The sequence below is a fragment of the Streptococcus sp. DD11 genome (assembly GCF_001578865.1).
GTDB classification, from domain to species: domain Bacteria; phylum Bacillota; class Bacilli; order Lactobacillales; family Streptococcaceae; genus Streptococcus; species Streptococcus panodentis.
The window spans coordinates 437,057-452,495 of record NZ_KQ969393.1; the positions used below are offsets into that span (position 1 = coordinate 437,057).

General features: G+C 43.1%; 16 protein-coding genes, 1 pseudogene and 1 other annotated feature. Of the genes and pseudogenes, 16 read left to right on the forward strand and 1 reads right to left on the reverse strand.

Going from position 1 to position 15,439, the window contains the following annotated elements; all coding sequences use genetic code 11:
• The 7 genes and pseudogenes from STRDD11_RS05360 to STRDD11_RS05390 form a co-directional block, all read left to right on the forward strand.
• Positions 1-350, forward strand: a pseudogene (locus STRDD11_RS05360) (glycosyl transferase family 1); the annotation flags it as partial.
• On the forward strand, positions 347-2,107 hold the full coding sequence (locus tag STRDD11_RS05365) for a rhamnan synthesis F family protein (RefSeq protein ID WP_128836082.1): 1,761 nt from the start codon (positions 347-349) through the stop codon (positions 2,105-2,107). The pseudogene STRDD11_RS05360 and the gene STRDD11_RS05365, both read left to right, overlap by 4 nt.
• A 5-nt stretch (positions 2,108-2,112) precedes the next feature.
• Entirely contained in the window at positions 2,113-3,771 is a 1,659-nt protein-coding gene (locus STRDD11_RS05370; protein ID WP_128836085.1) for an LTA synthase family protein, read from the forward strand.
• 39 nt (positions 3,772-3,810) lie between these two features.
• On the forward strand, positions 3,811-4,734 hold the full coding sequence (locus STRDD11_RS05375; protein WP_128836087.1) for a glycosyltransferase family 2 protein: 924 nt from the start codon (positions 3,811-3,813) through the stop codon (positions 4,732-4,734).
• Positions 4,735-5,062: 328 nt separating this feature from the next.
• On the forward strand, positions 5,063-6,700 hold the full coding sequence (locus STRDD11_RS05380; RefSeq protein WP_241209321.1) for a DUF7657 domain-containing protein: 1,638 nt from the start codon (positions 5,063-5,065) through the stop codon (positions 6,698-6,700).
• Between the two features lie 36 nt (positions 6,701-6,736).
• Entirely contained in the window at positions 6,737-8,149 is a 1,413-nt protein-coding gene (locus STRDD11_RS05385) for a DUF2142 domain-containing protein (protein WP_128836091.1), read from the forward strand.
• Between the two features lie 88 nt (positions 8,150-8,237).
• Positions 8,238-8,720: an EbsA family protein gene (locus tag STRDD11_RS05390; RefSeq protein WP_128836093.1), complete on the forward strand. Its 483-nt coding sequence runs from the start codon at positions 8,238-8,240 to the stop codon at positions 8,718-8,720.
• On the opposite strand, the gene STRDD11_RS05395 is transcribed toward STRDD11_RS05390, so the two are convergent.
• On the reverse strand, positions 8,708-8,920 hold the full coding sequence (locus STRDD11_RS05395; RefSeq protein WP_338060120.1) for a ferredoxin: 213 nt from the start codon (positions 8,918-8,920) through the stop codon (positions 8,708-8,710). The two genes, STRDD11_RS05390 and STRDD11_RS05395, sit on opposite strands and share 13 nt — an antisense overlap.
• Before the next feature lie 45 nt (positions 8,921-8,965).
• Here STRDD11_RS05395 and STRDD11_RS05400 point away from each other — a divergent pair, with 45 nt between their 5' ends.
• The 9 genes from STRDD11_RS05400 to STRDD11_RS05440 all read left to right on the forward strand — a co-directional run bounded on the left by STRDD11_RS05400 (position 8,966) and on the right by STRDD11_RS05440 (position 14,984).
• Entirely contained in the window at positions 8,966-9,412 is a 447-nt protein-coding gene (locus STRDD11_RS05400) for an SAG1386/EF1546 family surface-associated protein (protein ID WP_128836097.1), read from the forward strand.
• A 9-nt stretch (positions 9,413-9,421) separates the two neighbouring features.
• A complete protein-coding gene (cmk, locus tag STRDD11_RS05405) occupies positions 9,422-10,111 on the forward strand; it encodes a (d)CMP kinase (RefSeq protein ID WP_128836099.1) in 690 nt (229 codons plus the stop codon).
• A gap of 14 nt (positions 10,112-10,125) precedes the next feature.
• Positions 10,126-10,257, forward strand: a sequence feature (ribosomal protein L20 leader region).
• Between the two features lie 61 nt (positions 10,258-10,318).
• Positions 10,319-10,849, forward strand: coding sequence for a translation initiation factor IF-3 (gene infC / locus STRDD11_RS05410; RefSeq protein ID WP_164828393.1), 531 nt, complete (start codon positions 10,319-10,321; stop codon positions 10,847-10,849).
• 35 nt (positions 10,850-10,884) lie between these two features.
• Positions 10,885-11,085 carry a 50S ribosomal protein L35 gene (gene rpmI / locus STRDD11_RS05415; RefSeq protein ID WP_128836103.1) on the forward strand — a complete coding sequence of 67 codons (201 nt, stop codon included), beginning with the start codon at positions 10,885-10,887 and terminating at the stop codon, positions 11,083-11,085.
• A gap of 48 nt (positions 11,086-11,133) precedes the next feature.
• Positions 11,134-11,493, forward strand: coding sequence for a 50S ribosomal protein L20 (gene rplT / locus STRDD11_RS05420; RefSeq protein WP_000124830.1), 360 nt, complete (start codon positions 11,134-11,136; stop codon positions 11,491-11,493).
• A gap of 163 nt (positions 11,494-11,656) precedes the next feature.
• Positions 11,657-12,124 (forward strand): deoxycytidylate deaminase, encoded by a 468-nt coding sequence (locus STRDD11_RS05425; protein WP_128836104.1) that lies wholly within the window; start codon positions 11,657-11,659, stop codon positions 12,122-12,124.
• Positions 12,125-12,157: 33 nt separating this feature from the next.
• On the forward strand, positions 12,158-12,772 hold the full coding sequence (locus STRDD11_RS05430) for a tetratricopeptide repeat protein (RefSeq protein WP_128836106.1): 615 nt from the start codon (positions 12,158-12,160) through the stop codon (positions 12,770-12,772).
• 107 nt (positions 12,773-12,879) lie between these two features.
• Positions 12,880-13,773, forward strand: coding sequence for an ABC transporter ATP-binding protein (locus STRDD11_RS05435; protein ID WP_128836108.1), 894 nt, complete (start codon positions 12,880-12,882; stop codon positions 13,771-13,773).
• Positions 13,770-14,984: an ABC transporter permease gene (locus STRDD11_RS05440; protein ID WP_128836111.1), complete on the forward strand. Its 1,215-nt coding sequence runs from the start codon at positions 13,770-13,772 to the stop codon at positions 14,982-14,984. The genes STRDD11_RS05435 and STRDD11_RS05440 overlap by 4 nt, the downstream gene beginning before the upstream one ends.
• The last annotated feature ends 455 nt before the right edge of the window (positions 14,985-15,439 follow it).

A 15,439-nucleotide genomic window follows, 5' to 3' on the forward strand; every position in this document is an offset into this window, starting at 1 on the left:
AGTACCCGGACCATCAGGAGCTTGAGATGGAGTATACGAATGGCTTGCTTGTTTCTGACAATTTGCTGTTCGGCCAAAATGATCCGCAGGTTCACTACAATTTAGAAGGTGTTGGACAGACAGAGTTTGTTTTCACTTATGAATTAAAGGATGTATTTGAGCCGCTGAAAGAAGGCTCGCTTCTGACCGAACTGTCAGACTCTGTGCGTGAAAAATACGAGCTAGAAGCCAAAATCGAACAGCTGGAAAATCAATATCAAGATTTATCTCAGGACTATCATGCTGTGATTGGCAGCCGCCGCTGGCAAGTTACCACAAAAATTATTAATTTCTTTAGGAGAAGAAAATGAAAAGATTATTGCTTTATGTTCATTTTAATAAATATGATCATATCAGCCGTCATGTGCACTATCAGCTCGAACATATGAGACCCTTATTTGAGAAACTGATTTTTATCTCAAACAGTAAGCTGAGCATGTCTGAAGTGGACAAACTCCGCGAAAAAGGGCTGATTGATGACTTTATCCAGCGGGAGAATACAGGCTACGATTTTGGAGCCTGGCATGACGGTATGGCTTTGGTCGGCTTTGATGAACTGAAAACCTATGATTCAGTAACCGTCATGAATGACACCTGTTTTGGACCCCTTTGGGAGATGGAGCCAGTCTATCAGCAGTATGAAGCTGATCCGGCAGTGGATTTCTGGGGAATGACCAATCACCAAGAGGTCAAACAGAGGGATTTATTTATCAATGAACACCTCCAATCTTATTTCATTTCCTTTAAAAAGAGATTAGTCCAGTCCGAAGTTTTTCAACATTTTTGGCAGTCTGTTGAGAATCATACAGATGTTCAGAAGGTCATTGATAACTATGAAACGCAGTACACAAAGCTCTTTGTAGATGCAGGCTTTCACTATCAGGCCATTCTGAACACTGTGCCGCTCAAAGATGATTTCTTCCATAGCAATTTTACCATCCATTACCCGCATGTGCTTCTGGAGTATAAGGTTCCCTTTATCAAAATCAAAACCTTTGATTTGAGTCAGCATTTATCACCCTACCTGCTGCAAGAAATTGAAAAGGTATCCGATTATCCAGTCGAATTTATTTTATCCCATATGTCAGATGTCAGTCAGCCGACTCCGCCCTATCTGATTGACCGGAAGGTTCTGAAAGACAAGGGACAGACCTATTCAAATCAAAAGAAGGTGGCCGTGCATCTTCATACCTTCTATGTCGATTTGCTGGAAGAATTCTTGGACGGTTTTAAACATTTTCACTTTGATTATGATTTGTTTTTAACGACTGATTCGGAAAAGAAAAAAGAGGAAATAGAAGCTATTTTGGCAAAGCGGCAGCAAGAGGGGAAGGTCTATCTTACTGGAAACCGCGGGCGTGATATTATCCCCATGCTGAAATTAAAAGAAGAACTGTCCCATTATGATTATATCGGCCATTTCCATACTAAAAAATCCCCTGAGTATCCTTATTGGGTAGGAGATTCTTGGAGAAATGAGCTGTTCGCCATGCTGTTAGAGCCAGCAGACTCTCTTATGGCCAGCCTGGAAAATGATGAGCGTCTAGGTCTGATTATTTCAGATATTCCGACTTTTTTCCGCTATACAAAAATTGTAGATCCTTGGAACGAAAATAAATTTGCAGATGATATGAATGTTCTTTGGCAAAGGATGAAGATTAGCCGTGCTATTGATTTTAATAGCCTCAACACCTTTATCATGAGTTACGGTACTTTTATCTGGTTCAAATATGAAGCCTTAAAGCCCCTGTTTGACTTGGACCTTCAGGACAGCGATATTCCGGAAGAGCCGCTGCCGCAGCATACGATTCTGCATTCGATTGAGCGGATCTTGGTCTATCTGGCATGGTCGCAGCGTTATGACTACGCCATTTCAAAAAATGATATTTATATTACCCCATTTGTTGATAACAATGTTTTAAATATCCGCCCCGATACGATGCCGAATACCTATGTGAATTTTGATCATATCGGAGGCATTAAGGGTGCCGCTAAATATATCTTCCGCGGCCCTGCAAGCGCGATGAAGTATATTATTAAAAGAATGATTAGAAAGATTAGGAATTAATTAAAATGGCTGGGAAAAGAAAGCGCAGACCAAATCTTAGAGAATACTATGCCAAATATAGGGGCTATCAATTTACAGCGCTCAAATATTTATTTTCTATTATCATTAGCTTTCTGGCACTAAAGACTACAGGAAATTGGTTTTATGTTATTCTCCCTTTATTGGAATTAACAGTTATTTTTATTCTTTCAAACTATCTTATCAAGAAACATCAAATAATCGGAAGATTTGTTAACAATCTGCTTATTTTGTTCTATAACATTGAAATGTTAGTTCTTTTTTTCGGCAACAGTTTTGTGACCCTCATTATGGTCAGCAACCTTAGTTCATGGGAAGCCCTGAAAGGAAGAATTGTTGTTTTTGGAATAGGGATTGCTTTGTTATTGACCTTTAGCTTTCTTCCGATTAGCTATGTGGAGTTACAGTCCAAAGTAACTTATTTTCTCTATAAACATAATATCGTGGCAGTTTCAATTTTGTCTGCCGCTCTTACCACCGAATTCGTCTTGGGCGGGATGTTTGGTTTCAAGCATTCTCCGGCAGTTGCTGTTTTTGACTTAGCAAAAGCAGAATACGACTACATACAGCTTGTCCAAAAAGCGGAAAAAGAGTCAGCAGAAAATAAGAAGCTATTTTATAAAAAGGAAATTGGGAATTTTGTTGAAAAACCGCAAAATTTACCAGAAAAGCCCAATGTTATCCTTATCTTTACCGAGGGGATGTCACAGCATATCATTGATGACGAGCGTAATGTAACGCCGCATATCCGCAGTGCTCAGTCCAAGTCCTTAAATTTTTCTAACTATTATAATCATACTTTCGCAACTTATCGAGGTTTGATTGGACAGTTGTTCTCAGGCTATCAGCTAAATAATTCCGATCAGAATCATTTGGTTTCTCTGCAGAGTATATTAAAATCAGACGGCTATCGGACTTCATTTATCAATACAGAACCCAATAATGGAGAATTTACAGACTACTTAAATCACTTAGGCTTTGATGCTGTTATAAACCCTAAAGTTTCTGAAGGAGAAGAAAATACTTATGATAAAGATGCGTATATAGAGCTGGATAAGCTGATGTCCAAGCAATCTGACAGCCAGCCTTTCTTTATCTCTATGTATACTTTCGGAACCCATATCGGTATGAATTCTTATGATAAAAAATTCGGTAATGGAAAAGATCGCTTACTGAACCGCTTCTATGATTTAGATGTTCAGTTTGGGAAATTTATAGAAAAATTTAATAACAGTCCCTATGCAGAAAATACTATTTTAATCTTTACAACAGATCACGCAACCTATGTTGATGACGAGTACAGCAAGTCTTTTCCAGACCAGTCTCGAGGGATGGGGAATCTTGACAAAGTTCCATTCTTTATTTATTATAAAGGAGTCCAGCCTCAGACAATCGATGTTCAAGGCCGAAATTCTGTCAACCTTGCTCCAACTGTATTGGATTATTTAGATATTTCCAAAGAAAACTACTTCTTGGGTGATTCATTGTTTGCTGATAGTGAGAAAAAGAATCCTTTCAGCACCTTATTTGTCTCAGAGCTGACGTATGCAAATACAGCTGATGGAGAAATTCATTATTTTTCAGAAGACGATGAAGAATCAATTGAGACCCAGATCGTCAATTACTATTCTTCAGCCAGATGGTAACACCACAAGGCACATATTTTTAGCGAAAAGGATATAAAAATGAAAGAAAAAATTGCCGTATTGCTTCCGGCATACAATGAAGAAATAACCATTCAGAAGGTTATTAAGGATTTTCAAACTGTCCTGCCTCAAGCAGATATTTACGTTTATGATAATAACTCGAAAGACCAAACCAATGCCTTGGCCAGAGAAGCAGGAGCGATCGTCAAATTTGAACCTAGACAGGGCAAGGGGAATGTCGTCCGTTCCATGTTTAGGGAAATTGATGCGGATTACTATATTATGGCAGATGCGGATGACACCTACCCAGCAGCAGAAGTAGAGAAGCTTCTGGAGCCCTTGCGTTCCGGCATGGCTGATATGACAATCGGAGACCGGCTTTCAAACGGAACGTACTCTCAGGAAAATAAGCGCGGGTTTCATGATTTTGGCAACAATCTGGTAAGATATCTGATTAATTCTCTTTACAAGGGGAATTACAATGACATTATGACAGGCTATCGGGGCTTCAACCGTTTGTTTGTTAAAACTTTTCCGGTTCTCTCTCCCGGTTTTGAAATCGAGACAGAACTGTCCATTCATGCTATGGACAAACGTTTCAAGCTGGTAGAAGTCCCCATTACTTATAAGGACCGTCCGGAAGGCAGCGAGTCTAAACTCAGTACTTTTTCTGATGGTTTTAAGGTTCTGAAAATGATTTTCAGTCTGTTTAAAGACTACAAGCCGTTGATTTTCTTTTCTGTTTTGGCTGCTGTTTTGTTCTTCATCGGACTCATTATAGGGCTTCCGGTTATTGCTGAATATGCCAATACAGGCTTAATCGATAAACTGCCTTCAGCAGTTCTGGCTACAGGATTTATGATTTTAGCTGGTTTGTTCTTTATTGCTGGTATTATTTTAGACACAGTCGTCAGACAAAATCGCATGCAGTATGAGCTTGAGGTCTACCATTACTATGATTGATACTTTTAACAAGGTCGTAAAATATAGATATGCCATAGCCTTAGCAGCTTTCATTTTAGGGCTGGCCTTAAATCTGAATGGCAGTTCTATCGCAAGCTGGAATAAAATGGGTGTGTCCGAACTCCAAAACGGTGTTCAGTCTCATTCACGGTCTGAAGGAGATGATAGCCCATGGTTATCACCTTTTTCAAATACAGATGGTGTGATCTTTGGTATCCCCAGAATGATCAGAAGTGATGAATGGATGGTCCAAACCCCCTTTTTCATCTCCCAGGTCGCATCGGGCAATAAATTGATCAACGAAAATTATGGCTTGTCAGGACAGAATATGATTGTAGCCTATCATTCGCCGGTCAGCCATATCTCTATTATCGGTAAGCCTTTTAACTGGGGAGCTCTCTTTCTCAGTCCTTCTCGTGCTCTGTCTTGGTACTGGTGCTTCAAGATTATCACCTTTATTCTGTTAGCTTTTGAATTTACCATGATTCTGACCAAGGGCAATAAAGCACTGTCTTCTGTAGCAGCTTTCTTTATCACCTATATTCCTGCCATTCAGTGGTGGTTTATGCAGCATTTAGGAGACGTGGTATGGTTTACTCTCTTGGCCTTGGTAGCTATTTATCATTATTTCAACAGTAAAAAGACAAGTTCTAAAATCGGTTTTGCGGCTCTCTTGTCCAGCAGCTTGATTGGTTTTGTTTTGGTGATTTATCCGGCTTTTCAGGTTATCTTCGCCTATATTATCCTCATGTATTTTCTGGTTCATTTTTTCAGAGCTCTGCGCAAGAAGGAGCTGAAGAAAGAGGATTGGATAATCATGGCAGTAACCCTGTGTGTTACTGGCTTAGTCGTTGGAATCAGTCTCTATCAAAGCTTAGACGCTGTTCTGGCTTCCTTGGAAACAGTGTATCCGGGCAGCCGGGTTTCGACGGGCGGAGGCACACCGATTGCGGTTATAGCCAGTCTTTTTCTGAATATTTTTCTTCCGTATAAGCTTCCTTCGATACTCAATCAAGTGGAACTGGCATCATCGCTGAACTTTCTGCCATTTCTGCTCCTGACCTTGCCTTTTATTTTGGATAAAAAGCACTTAAAAGAAAACCTATTTGGTCTGTTTCTCTCTTTATACAGTGTATTTCTCCTCTTTTACGTCTTTGTCGGTGTACCCGAATGGCTGGCTAAGCTGACACTGTTCAGCTTTGTGACTTCCGGTAGAGCTTGGCAGGCTTTAGCTGTTATTTCGGTTTTTGTTAGTTTCTGGTTTATCAATTATGTTTGGCATTTAGATCGCCGAAAGATAATGAAAGTTGTTTTGCCTCTCAGTCTTCTATCTTTCTTTTTCTGTGTTTATCTTATCGTCTCTAATCAGATGTACCGGGATTATATCTCCAGAGGGATGACGCTCCTAGCTGCCAGTTTTGTTCTTCTGTCTTTTCTGTTAGGAGTTTTCAAATACAAAAGATTATTTGCTCTGTCAATGCTGGCAATCTGCCTGTTGGCAGGTTTTACGGTCAATCCTATTGTCAGCGGAATCGGGGTTGTAGAAGATAAAAAACTCAGTTATGCGATTAAGGATATCGTTCAAAAGGAGCCGCAGGCTGTGTGGATGACGGATAATAATATGCTTTATAATTATCCGCAGATGTTTGGGGCAAAAATGATCAATGGTGTTCGTTTCTATCCAGATAGAGAAGAAATGAAGAAAATAGATACGAAAGGTCAGTATGAGAATGAATGGAACCGTTACGCCCACATAAAACCTCTCTTAACAGAAGGTGCAGTAACGATGTCTAATAGCAGACCAGATGTTCTTGATATGCAGGTCAATACGGAGACCATCAGAAAACTGAAGGTCAGCTATCTGATTTCAAGCAGAGATTTAAGTGCTGAGTTTGGCGACGAGTTTAGAATGGTATACGGCCCCGACAAAGACGGAAATCGGATTTATCATTTCACGTCAAAATAATCAGCTGATTTCTATAATTTAGGAGATTGATAGAAAGTGAAAAAGATTGAAAAACTATTAGGGATTAAGGACCAAATGTATGCGCGTCATATTTGTATGGCGCTTTGCATCAGCTTCATTGTTTCCTTGGGCTCTGTCTTTTACAGGAATCCTGGTTCTTGGATGGACGAACCTTTTCATTATTACAGGGCGATTCAGATTAGCAATGGCGATATCTATAAAAATGATAATGGCAACATGGCCTTATTTGGAGGTCAGGTGTCAGAGACCCAGCTAGCCTTTATGAATCATTTTGTCGAGAAAGGGACAAAAGATACTTTTGGTTTTTATTTCTTATCAGAAATTGGCGGACTCAGCTACTCAGAAACAACCAGATTTCAAGCGGCGACAAATGCTGTCCCCTATCATCCGCTGGTTTATTTCCCGTATGTTCTGGTCGCTGTATTAAACAAGGCGCTGCACCTATCCCCGGCTGTAGAGTTTATTCTGATGCGGCTGTCAGGTTTGATTTTTGCGTTCAGCTTTCTCATACTAGCCATTCGGATGATGCCTTTCAGTAAGTGGACCGTTGCAGTACTGGCGCTTCATCCGACCCTGTTGCTGACAAACAGCGCTATCTCAGCAGACCTGTTTACCAATGCTGCTGTCATTCTTTTTATAGCCTGTTTGACAAAGGTTACTTACAGGATTGCGAAGTTACGGAATATAACTAAGCTGGATGCGATGCAGCTGGCCCTTTCTATCCTTTTCGTTTCCTTAGCCAAAGTACCGGCATTTTTGATTTTGCTGTCTGTGCTGCCAGTCCTTTACTTTGCTTACAAAGAGAAGTTATTCGTCAGAAAGATAGCCGTTTTTTTGCTGTTTGCTTTGACTTTTTCTTTGCTTTGTTCCGCCTTGTTGATTCTGTTGATAAAAGATGTGAATACCGGAGCCTATTTCGGCAGGGATGTTGATACCTTTAAGCAGCTGGCCTATATTTTCTCTGACATTCCAAAGTTTCTGTCAATGTATTTTCGGGAGATGTTTTCCTATGATTATACAGTTATTCAGCTAGGCTACGCCAGAGAAACCTTTTATCAGAAACCGCCAGCTATTGTTTCCATGCTTTATTATTTTGCTTATGCTGTCAGCTGGCTTTATCAGGAAAGAAATTATGAATCTGTCAAGGTATCAATTGAGAAATTTAAGATCATCCAATTTGGGAAAGTGGCGTCTTTCTTAGCAATTCTTTTTGCTACTTTTCTTATCTTGTACTTACAATACTCACTTGTCGGTTCCAATATCATTGATGGAGTGCAGCAGCGATACTTCACTGCTTACAGCCTCTTGCTGCTGACCTTCATTCCCCATATCCGAAGGTTAAAGACGCAGGTTATAAACTGGCTGGTTGCTCTGGCCTATTTCCCGCTCGCCGTTTACCTCCTATACGTCTTTTTCCAGCTCTTTTGAAAATTTTTCAATAAAAAATAGAATAGGCAAGGCTACCTGTTCTATTTTTTGGTATTTTATGCTAAACTAGTAATATGGGGGTGTGAGCATGATCAAGATTTTTGGCAAGGTTCGCTATCACTGGCAGCCAGACTTATCTTTGTTAATTATTTATTGGTCTTTATCGGTCATTCCGATTTTTGTAGGGCTGGCCCTGATGTACGAAAGTTCGAGAGTTCCGACTCTTGTTTTGTTCTCCTTCTTTTTGTTTATGGTTTTGCTGGGCATCGGAGTCCATCGTTATTTCACCATTTACGAAGATGGCACTCTGCGGATTATTACGGCCAATCCTTTTACGCCGATTAAGGTGGCGATTTCCACGATTGATAAGGTAGCAGTGACCAAGACCTCCATCACCCTCTATACAGATGGCAAGGACAAGGGGCGGACTTTCTGCATGCGCAAATGGCCCAAGAAATATTTTGTCAATGCCTTGGCGCTGAATGAGCACTTCCAAGGGGAAGTAGAGTTGCTGGACAACTTTATCCATATTGACTATTTTGAAACCTACTACGGCAATCAGTCCAAGTGAGCCTGGTCTTTTAAAAGCGCTCGGGTGGGGCAGTTTTTGATGGCTTCAAGAATGCCGGGGTCGGATGTGACTTCTTTTTCCAGGCAGTCATCATCTTGGTAAAATTTGACAATGCCATTATCGTGGTAATCAAAGAGGTCAGAATAGGTTTGGCAGAGCCCGCAGGCAATACAGCGTTCGGGAATGAGTGTTACTTTCATACTCATATTGTAATAAGATTTTAAGAAAAACTCAAGGAGGAAGTCATGGAAAAAGAACCATGGGAAGAAGATGTTTATGATGATGGAGCGGAAAAATTGAAAAGAACAAAAAAGTTTAGTGCCATAAATGCAGATCGCCTGCTGACCGTACTGACCATTATCTTTTGTGTGCTGGTCGTGGCTGTCATCTGCTTTTTGACCTATCTGTCAACAGGAGGCAGCAATAAAAATGCACAAATGGAAGGCTTTTACGGTACGTCAGCAGCTTCGTCTGCCAGCAGTGAAGCGGCCTCTTCCAGCCAGACAGCAGAGCAGACTGACGATACGACAGCCTCTTCTGAAGGAACCATCACGGTTCAGGCCGGTGAAGGAGAAGCCGCGATTGCAGCGCGTGCGGGTATTTCCATCGCCAAGCTGGAGCAGTTAAATCCATCTCATATGTCAACTGGTTCTTGGTATGCCAATCCCGGCGATGTTGTCAAGATTGAGTAGGAGCGGGGCATGAAACAGATTCAGATTGCGATTGATGGACCGGCATCCAGCGGAAAATCGACCGTGGCCAAGATCATCGCTAAAGATTTTGGCTATACCTATTTGGATACTGGTGCTATGTATCGGGCGGCTGCTTATCTGGCCTTGCGCCATCATCTGACAGAGGCTGATGCAGCTGAAATTGCGGAGCTGCTGGACGCCTATTCGGTCAGTTTTGGCCGGGCAGAAGACGGAGAGCAGCTGGTCTTTGTCGGTGATGTGGATGTGACCCATCCCATCCGGGAAAATGAAGTCACCAACAATGTCTCCTGGGTATCTGCCATTCCGGCGGTTCGTGAAAAACTCGTTGCCCTGCAGCAGCAGATTGCGCGTGAGGGCGGCATTGTCATGGACGGCCGCGATATTGGCACGGTTGTGCTGCCTGAGGCTGAGCTCAAGATTTTTCTGGTGGCTTCAGTCGATGAAAGGGCTGAGCGCCGTTATAAGGAAAATCTGGCCAAGGGCATTCCGGCTGATTTGGAGACCCTGAAAAAGGAGATTGCTGAGCGAGATTACAAGGACAGCCACCGGGCTGTTTCGCCGCTGAGACCGGCAGCAGATGCTCTGCATTTTGACACGACCGGCGTCGGCATTGCTCAGGTTGTTGCCTTTATTGAAGAAAAAGCGAAAAAAATCATTGACAATAAAACAGAAACCTGATATGATAGTAGAGTTGAGAAAAGCAGAAGTGAGAACTTCTCGCCTTGCGACTGACGTTGTCTGGCTCTACAGGATTCAAGTTTCAGTGATGAACGATTATCATGTAGTGCGGATTTGCGTTAGCAGGTCCGCACTTGTTTTTCTCGAATGCCCATTGGGATTCAGCTTGAGGCTGGATTTTCATGGGCAGAAAAAAATAAAAAAGAGGTGAAAACCATAGCAAAACAAGACTTATTCATCAATGATGAAATTCGTGTGCGTGAAGTTCGCTTGATCGGTCTTGACGGCGAACAATTAGGGATTAAACCGCTTAGTGAAGCGCAGGCTCTGGCTGACGAAGCGAATGTTGATTTAGTCCTGATTCAGCCACAAGCTAAACCACCTGTTGCGAAGATTATGGACTATGGCAAGTTCAAATTTGAGTATCAGAAAAAACAAAAAGAGCAGCGCAAGAAACAAAGCGTTGTCACTGTGAAAGAAGTGCGTCTGAGCCCAACCATTGACAAGGGGGACTTTGAGACCAAACTTCGTAACGCACGCAAGTTCCTTGAAAAAGGAAATAAGGTGAAGGTATCCATTCGCTTCAAGGGGCGGATGATTACCCACAAGGAAATCGGGGCTAAGGTTTTAGCAGACTTTGCTCAGGCGACTCAGGATGTTGCTGTTATTGAGCAAAAGCCTAAGATGGATGGACGTCAGATGTTCATGCAAATGGCGCCGATTCCGGACAAAAAATAGACTGTCGGAAAGATAGAAAAAAGGAGAAAAAGATTATGCCAAAACAAAAAACACACCGCGCATCAGCAAAACGTTTCAAACGTACAGGTTCTGGTGGATTGAAGCGTTTCCGTGCTTACACTTCTCACCGTTTCCACGGAAAAACAAAGAAACAGCGCCGTCATCTTCGCAAAGCAGCTTTGGTGTCTGCAGGAGATTTCAAGCGTATCAAGGCAATGCTTACCGGTCTGAAATAAGAGATTGGGTATCGATTTATTCTAGGAAATATTGGAGGAAATATATAAATGGCACGTGTTAAAGGTGGCGTTGTATCACGCAAACGTCGTAAACGTATTTTGAAATTAGCTAAAGGTTACTATGGAGCAAAACACATCCTGTTCCGTACTGCAAAAGAGCAAGTAATGAACTCTTACTACTATGCATACCGTGACCGCCGTCAAAAGAAACGCGATTTCCGTAAATTGTGGATCACGCGTATCAATGCAGCAGCTCGTCTCAACGGCCTGTCATACTCACAGCTCATGCATGGTCTGAAATTGGCTGAAATCGAAGTCAACCGGAAGATGCTGGCTGACTTGGCTGTCAATGATGCAGCAGCTTTCACAGCGCTTGCAGATGCAGCTAAGGCTAAGCTTGGCAAATAAGCAAGATAAGAACTGGGGATTTCCTCGGTTCTTTTTTGCTTTGCTGGAAGCTGCGAGCCGGCTGCTCAAGGCCAAGAGGAAGTTTCCGAACAAGTCTGCGATAAGGCTAGAGAAAACAGACTATTTAGGGTATAATAGAGAAAATATGCAGATTGGAGCAACTATGTCAACAAATCGTTTAGCTTGGGATGAGTATTTTGCGGCGCAGGCCCTTTTGATTGCCAATCGGTCGACCTGTAAGCGGGCCAAAGTCGGAGCGGTTTTGGTCAAGGATAATAAGGTCATTTCGACCGGTTACAATGGTTCGGTGTCTGGGACGGAGCACTGTATTGACCACGACTGTCTGGTCATTGACGGCCACTGTGTCCGGACTCTGCATGCGGAGGTCAATGCCATCCTGCAGGGGGCTGAGCGGGGTGTTCCCAAGGGTTTTACGGCTTATGTGACCCATTTCCCCTGTCTCAACTGTACCAAGCAGCTGCTGCAGGTCGGCTGCAAGCGGGTGGTCTATATCAACCAGTACCGGATTGACGACTATGCCCAGTATCTCTATAGGGAGAAGGAAGTAGAGCTCGTCCATCTGCCGCTGGACGATGTTAAGAAGGCCATTGCCCAGACAGATTTGGTTTAGGCGGATGGCTTTGAATGGGTGAGGAGGCAGCGAATGGATGAGCCGTTGAAAGCGGCCTGGCAGGCGTTTTTTGAGGGGAATCTGGATCTGGCGGCGAAGCTGGAAGGCGAACTGACAGGAGAGAGCTTCAGCAGCCTCCATCTGCGGGCCTATCTGGCCGTGGAAGCAAAGGATTTCAGCCGAGCTGCGAAGACCTTGCAGACCTATCTGGCCAGGGCTCAGGCCCAATCAGATAAGGAAAATGAACACGTGGCCTACCATCAGCTGGGCTATGTCGCTAGATCAGCTGGAGATTTTTTGCAGGCCTTGGAGTGGATTGAAAAGGAAGCTGCCTTTTTGGCCCGTCATTTCCCTGAAGACCATTACCGGCAGTCAGTCAATCTCTATGAGCAGGGCTATATCAAGCTTAAGTTGGGGCAGACAAATCAGGCAGAAAAGCTGTTGCAGCAGGCTTTGACCTATGCTTTAGAAACGGATGACCTCATCAATCAAGCCTGTGCTTATCGGGGCTTGGGCGAAATGAATCAGGCCATTGGGAAGGGCCAAGCAGCAAGATGTAACTTTGCTGCTGCCATCAGACTGTTTGAACAGGCTGGTGACACGATAGGTCAGGCAGAGGCAGAAAAGCTGTTAGCAAGCTGTGTTTAGTTTAAAGCTGAAAATGGAGGAGGCTTTGTTAATTATTTTTCTTGATTCCATTTTCTCCTGTTTTTAAAAGTGGTATAATAAAACAAAAAACATCAAGGAGGCGAGCAATGTTACGAATTCAAAATTTGCAAAAAAGCTTTGGTTCCAAGCAGGTTTTATTTGCTGTAGACTTTGAAGCAAAGTCGGGACAGATTTTAGGCTTGATTGGGAAGAACGGAGCTGGGAAAACGACCATCTTTCACAGTATTTTGCGTTTTCTTGACTATACTGGGACCATTACCTTTGATGGTCAGGAGATTGTTCAGGAGACCTATCGTCGGATAGGCTATCTGCCGGAAGAGCGCAGTCTCATGCCCAAGCTCACTGTTTATGAGCAGGTCCGCTATTTGGCAAACCTGAAAGGTGTCTCCAGTGCAGCCGTAAAGGAAAAGCTTCCTGTCTGGATGGAGCGCCTTCAGGTCAAGGGGAAGCTGACTGATAAGATCAAAAGCCTGTCAAAAGGGAATCAGCAAAAAATCCAGCTGATTATCACCCTCTTGCATGAGCCGGACCTGATTATTCTGGATGAGCCTTTCAGCGGCTTAGATCCTGTCAATACCGAACTTTTGAAGCAGGTCATTTTTGAGGAGAAAGAGCGCGGCGCGACCATTATCTTTTCGGATCATGTCATGACCAATGTAGAGGAGCTGTGCGATACGGTGGTGATGATTCGGGATGGAGAAGTGGTTGTCAACGGACCTGTTCAGGAAGTCCGCAACCAGTACGGAAGGACCCGTTTATTTATTTCCAGCGGCCTTTCCCAGGCTGAGCTGGAAGCCCTGCCGCATGTGACCAAGGTCAGTTTCACCAAGAGGGGAATCTGGCGCTTGGTATTGGATGACGAGACGGCTGGTGCTGAGCTGTTTGATTTGCTTACCAAGGGACAGTACATTGCAACTTTTGATCAGCAGGCACCAACCATTGATGAAATCTTTAGACTAGAATCAGGGGTGGAAGTATGAAGCAAATATGGATTGTCACAAAAGAAACTTACCTGCGCCATGTCAAATCATGGTCCTTTGTGGTCATGGTGCTGGCTCCCTTTCTGATGCTGGGGCTAAGCATTGGACTGGGCTATATACAGGGAGCAACTGCAGGCAGGCAAGCAGATAAGATTGCTCTGGTATCCAGTGAAGCAAGTCTTTTAGATGGCTTTGCGATGGAGGAGAATTTTACCCAAACCTATAAGGATGAAGCAGCTGCTAAAAAAGCGATAAAAGAGGAGAAAATCCTTGGCTATGTGGCCATTGAGTCGGAAAATGGGCAGATCAAGGCTGTTTATCATGGTGAAGGCGACATGAAGCAGGAAGATAAACTTGCTCTGCTCCAAACCCTTCAACAGCTGCAGACGACTATCAATGTCAGTCAAGCCAATCTGTCAAGTGAACAGCAGGCAGCTCTCAATCGTGAACCCCAGTTTTCTGAAAAGATCAATGAAGCAAAAGAGCAGAAGAAATCGCTTCAAAAGATTGGCTTTTTCATCATTTCCATGCTGATTTATATGATTTTATTGACTTATTCGGCCAGCACTGCCCAAGATATCGCCAATGAAAAGGGAACGAAGATTATGGAAGTCATTTTCTCCAGCATTAAAGCTTCCCAATATTTCTACGGCCGTTTGCTGGGGATTCTGGGAGTCATTGTGACACATTTTTCTATCTATATACTGGGCGGTTTCGCTTTGGTTGCCCTTGGGTCAAATATCGACTTGATCAGAAAATTTTTAGATGAGAATCCAGAAACTATCGGCCAGCTAGGCACGATTTTCTCTCCGGCGACCATTGCTTTTGCGGTGCTCGGGGTCTGTGCCTATGTTATTTTATCCGCTTTCTGCGGCTCGCTGGTGGTTCGGATAGAAGATGCCCAAAAAGCAACGCAGCCTATTATCTTCCTTGTGATGCTGGGCTTGTTTGGCTCCATGTCCTTGGGGCAGACCGACACGGTGATTTTGAAGGTTGGCTCCTATCTGCCCTTCCTGTCAACCTTCTTTATGCCCCAGCGTCTGATTAATGGCTATGCCAGTAATATCGAAGCACTTATTTCATTTGCAGTATTACTGGCATTTACGCTCGCTATGGCTTGGTATATCGGCCGTATCTATGCAGGATTGATTCTGCAAACGGATGATATCGGCTTCATAAAAAGCTTCAAGAAGGCGCTGACTCATAAGTAATAGCTTTTATCAATGACCTTTATAATGTCAGCTTCAAAGACGGCATAGACAAGCCTATCCCTGCTGCCAGCTGATGCTGTTTCACAAAAAAGCCCATTTGGTCTACACTGCAAGTAAAGAAAAAAGCAGAGGAAACCAAATGGGTATTTCTTTTATACAGCCAAACGCCGCTATCTTCAACTCAGTATGCTGCAGCTTGATCAAGTCTGCCCTGACATCGATCAAAGAATCGCTCCTGATGAGTGGTCCACGTAAGAAGGTGCAAGAGTGCGTTTTCGGATGAAGAAATCATGAATAAAACATTCCAAGGAGATACTATGAAAAAACGAACGAAAGCAGTCATTGCTATAGTCTTACCCATCCTAGCGCTTGCAAGTCTAGGAGGATATATCATGAGTCAGAAAAGAAATCATCAGGAAAAGACAATCATATCTTCATCAAAAAAAGGCAACAAA

What these genes read in the sequence shown, in the direction of transcription:
- STRDD11_RS05395 (WP_338060120.1), bottom strand. Translation starts at nt 8,920, where the DNA reads ATGAAAGTAACACTCATTCCCGAACGCTGTATTGCCTGCGGGCTCTGC.
- STRDD11_RS05370 (WP_128836085.1), top strand. Translation starts at nt 2,113, where the DNA reads ATGGCTGGGAAAAGAAAGCGCAGACCAAATCTTAGAGAATACTATGCC.
- STRDD11_RS05375 (WP_128836087.1), top strand. Translation starts at nt 3,811, where the DNA reads ATGAAAGAAAAAATTGCCGTATTGCTTCCGGCATACAATGAAGAAATA.
- rpmI (WP_128836103.1), top strand. Translation starts at nt 10,885, where the DNA reads ATGCCAAAACAAAAAACACACCGCGCATCAGCAAAACGTTTCAAACGT.
- STRDD11_RS05435 (WP_128836108.1), top strand. Translation starts at nt 12,880, where the DNA reads ATGTTACGAATTCAAAATTTGCAAAAAAGCTTTGGTTCCAAGCAGGTT.
- STRDD11_RS05440 (WP_128836111.1), top strand. Translation starts at nt 13,770, where the DNA reads ATGAAGCAAATATGGATTGTCACAAAAGAAACTTACCTGCGCCATGTC.
- STRDD11_RS05365 (WP_128836082.1), top strand. Translation starts at nt 347, where the DNA reads ATGAAAAGATTATTGCTTTATGTTCATTTTAATAAATATGATCATATC.
- STRDD11_RS05380 (WP_241209321.1), top strand. Translation starts at nt 5,063, where the DNA reads ATGATTGTAGCCTATCATTCGCCGGTCAGCCATATCTCTATTATCGGT.
- STRDD11_RS05430 (WP_128836106.1), top strand. Translation starts at nt 12,158, where the DNA reads ATGGATGAGCCGTTGAAAGCGGCCTGGCAGGCGTTTTTTGAGGGGAAT.
- STRDD11_RS05390 (WP_128836093.1), top strand. Translation starts at nt 8,238, where the DNA reads ATGATCAAGATTTTTGGCAAGGTTCGCTATCACTGGCAGCCAGACTTA.
- STRDD11_RS05425 (WP_128836104.1), top strand. Translation starts at nt 11,657, where the DNA reads ATGTCAACAAATCGTTTAGCTTGGGATGAGTATTTTGCGGCGCAGGCC.
- cmk (WP_128836099.1), top strand. Translation starts at nt 9,422, where the DNA reads ATGAAACAGATTCAGATTGCGATTGATGGACCGGCATCCAGCGGAAAA.
- rplT (WP_000124830.1), top strand. Translation starts at nt 11,134, where the DNA reads ATGGCACGTGTTAAAGGTGGCGTTGTATCACGCAAACGTCGTAAACGT.
- STRDD11_RS05400 (WP_128836097.1), top strand. Translation starts at nt 8,966, where the DNA reads ATGGAAAAAGAACCATGGGAAGAAGATGTTTATGATGATGGAGCGGAA.